Annotated in this window: 3 protein-coding genes and 1 tRNA gene; 1 reads left to right on the plus strand and 3 read right to left on the minus strand. The window is 61.2% G+C overall.

The annotated features are described in order from the left end of the window. Both AC16JP_RS11700 and AC16JP_RS11705 read right to left on the minus strand, forming a co-directional pair. Window positions 1-74, minus strand: a tRNA-Cys gene (locus AC16JP_RS11700). Window positions 75-170: 96 nt separating this feature from the next. Then, window positions 171-482, minus strand: a complete 312-nt coding sequence (locus AC16JP_RS11705; RefSeq protein WP_484340794.1) for a hypothetical protein — start codon at window positions 480-482, stop codon at window positions 171-173. A 145-nt stretch (window positions 483-627) separates the two neighbouring features. Between AC16JP_RS11705 and eno the strand changes: the two genes are divergently transcribed. Further along, the gene (gene eno, locus AC16JP_RS11710; RefSeq protein ID WP_484340795.1) at window positions 628-1905 is read left to right on the plus strand and encodes a phosphopyruvate hydratase; all 1278 of its coding nucleotides are present in this window, start codon (window positions 628-630) and stop codon (window positions 1903-1905) included. 236 nt (window positions 1906-2141) lie between these two features. Here the strand turns inward: eno and AC16JP_RS11715 are convergent. After that, a partial coding sequence (locus tag AC16JP_RS11715; protein WP_484340796.1) for a PEP-CTERM sorting domain-containing protein occupies window positions 2142-2350 on the minus strand: 209 nt, incomplete at its 5' end.

A 2350-nucleotide genomic window follows, 5' to 3' on the forward strand; every position in this document is an offset into this window, starting at 1 on the left:
TGGAGGCCCGAGCCGGAATCGAACCGGCGTGCAAGGATTTGCAGTCCTCTGCGTAACCACTCCGCCATCGGGCCTCGTGCGTGGTGAGGGCGGCGTCTAGCAGGCGTGCCCGGTCCTGCAAAGCCCAGTTTTCGTGGTGGCGGCTGTGCCGGTGCCAGTGCGCTGCCCTGTCAGGGGTGTTCCTTCAGGTAGGTGCCGATCTCGTCGAAGAAGCGTTCCAACTGGTGCAACACGTTCAGTTTGAACGCGTAATTGACGTCGGCCGAGCTGCTTTCGATGATGTTGGATTCGTCCACCTTTTCTGCATAAGCGTCTGCAAGACCTTGAATATAGGCCTGATCAAGCTCGATATGGCCCGCTTTGTCCAACATCCGAAGCTGCACGACCATCATCTGGCGGACGAGCATTTCCAGTGTCGTGATTCGCGCGACCAGCACCACCGGATCCAGTTCGACCTGATCGCCCGCTGATTCCTCTGCCATCCCACACTCCCGCCTGCCTCGCGCCCTGCTTATCGCCCCGCGCCGGCGGGCGCCAGCCGCCAGCCGATGGTTGCACTCCGCTGGCGAGGTTCCTAAGCGAATGGCGTTGCCCTTGGGGGCGATTCCGTAATGACAGGAGCAGCACGTGACCGCCATCGTCGACCTCATCGCCCGCGAGATCCTCGACAGCCGTGGAAATCCGACCATCGAAGTGGATTGCATCCTTGAGGACGGCAGCTTCGGGCGGGCGGCGGTGCCGTCCGGCGCGTCGACCGGCGCGCACGAGGCAGTCGAGAAGCGCGACGGCGACAAGGCGCGCTATCTGGGCAAGGGTGTGCGGGAAGCGGTCGCAGCCGTGCATGGCGACCTTTCCGACGCGCTGATCGGCCTAAACGCCGAGGAGCAGGAAGAAATCGATGCGCAGATGATCGCGCTCGACGGGACGCCAAACAAGGCGAGGCTGGGTGCGAACGCGATTCTGGGTGTCAGCCTGGCGGTGGCGAAGGCTGCGGCCGATGCGCGGGGGCTGCCGCTGTATCGTTACGTGGGCGGCACGGCGGCGCGCGTATTGCCGGTGCCGATGATGAACATCGTGAATGGCGGCGCGCACGCCGACAATCCGATCGATTTTCAGGAATTCATGATCATGCCGGTTGGCGCCGACAGCTTTGCCGAAGGGCTGCGCTGGGGTGCCGAAATCTTTCATACGCTGAAGAAGGAACTGCATGGGCGAGGCCTTTCCACTTCGGTTGGCGACGAAGGTGGCTTTGCGCCGAACCTGTCGAGCGCGACCGAAGCGCTGGATGTGATCTTGCAGGCGGTCGGCAAGGCGGGTTTCAAGGCGGGCGACGACGTGATGCTGGCGTTGGACTGTGCCTCGACTGAATTTTTTCGCGACGGCGCCTACCACATGGAAGGCGAGGGCAGGGCACTGTCGCCCGACCAGATGGCGGGGTTTCTTGCGAAGCTTGCGGCAGACTACCCCATCCTCTCGATCGAGGACGGTATGGCCGAAGATGATTGGGCGGGCTGGAAGACGCTGACGGATCAGATCGGCAAGGATGTCCAGCTTGTGGGGGATGATCTGTTCGTCACCAATGCGGCGCGGCTGCGGCAGGGCATCGGCCAGGGGGTCGCCAACTCGATCCTGGTGAAGGTGAACCAGATCGGCACCCTTTCGGAAACGCTGGAAGCGGTGAACACCGCGCATCGCGCGCGCTATACTGCGGTGATGAGCCACCGTTCGGGCGAAACCGAGGACGCGACGATCGCCGACTTGGCGGTTGCAACCAACTGCGGGCAGATCAAGACCGGGTCGCTTTCGCGATCGGACCGACTGGCGAAGTATAACCAGCTACTCAGGATCGAGGCTGAGCTGGGCGATGCAGCGATCTATGCGGGGCGCGACATTCTGCGGAGCTGAGCGCGAGCGCCTGATCAAAGGCAATCTTCATGTGACATGTGAAGATTGAAAACACATGTAATTCAATATGATACGTAATATTGTGCACATGCGTAAGCGCCGTTGATACGGCGTGTGAATGTCCTTGCGCATAAAGTTTCGCGCGAGGCCAGTTGTGCGACCAAAAGAAAGAGGGCCCGGCGGACAGGGATCGCCGGGCCCATTGTGTGTTGATTATTCAGGGTTGGAAGTTGCGCTCAGGCAGCAATTTTGTGCCTTCGCGCGGCAAAGCCGAACATGCAGATGCCTGTGATCAGCATTGCCATTGTGCCGGTTTCTGGCACCGGTGACATTGTGTTGTCACTCTTGTTGTTGTTCGTCGTCGTTGCGACTGGTTGCTGAGCCGCCTGATAGCTGGCGGTCTTGTATTGGGCCTGGCTGCCGGCTGCCGGGTCTTCTGCCCGGT

Source organism: Sandaracinobacteroides sp. (assembly GCF_057137845.1).

Coding starts and splice junctions, on each gene's coding strand:
- AC16JP_RS11705 (WP_484340794.1), bottom strand. CDS start 482: ATGGCAGAGGAATCAGCGGGCGATCAGGTCGAACTGGATCCGGTGGTG.